The organism is Nocardia sp. BSTN01 (assembly GCF_015354405.1).
GTDB lineage: Bacteria > Actinomycetota > Actinomycetes > Mycobacteriales > Mycobacteriaceae > Nocardia.
The window spans coordinates 1-365 of sequence record NZ_JADKYP010000187.1; the positions used below are offsets into that span (position 1 = coordinate 1).

General features: G+C 61.9%; 1 protein-coding gene. It reads right to left on the reverse strand.

The genetic code is table 11. The annotated features are described in order from the left end of the window. A partial coding sequence (locus IRT45_RS36465; RefSeq protein WP_309241312.1) for an AMP-binding protein occupies window positions 1-295 on the reverse strand: 295 nt, incomplete at its 3' end. Window positions 296-365 lie beyond the last annotated feature (70 nt).

Here is a 365-nt window from a genome sequence, read left to right on the forward strand (position 1 = left end):
TTGCCGCTATCGAGGTGATCGCTTGTGCCGAGCGTTGCATCAGCAGCCCGACCACGCGTCCGGGGCCCACACCGTGGTCGGTCAGCAGGTGTGCCAATCGGTTCGCTGCTTGTTCCAGTTGCCGGTAACTGTATGAACGATCACCGCAGCTCAGCGCCACTGCATCCGGGGTGCGGGCCGCTTGTTCGGCGAACAATGCGGAAACCGATGGTGATGATGGTCTGTCCGTGTGCAATACGGGGCGGTTGCCGATCGTGTCTATGCGGGTGTGTTCGGATTCGTCGAGCAGGTCCACCGATGACAGGGGTCGGTCGGGGTCTGTCGTTGTCGCCGCCAGTACGCGTTCGAGTCGTCGGATGAGTGTA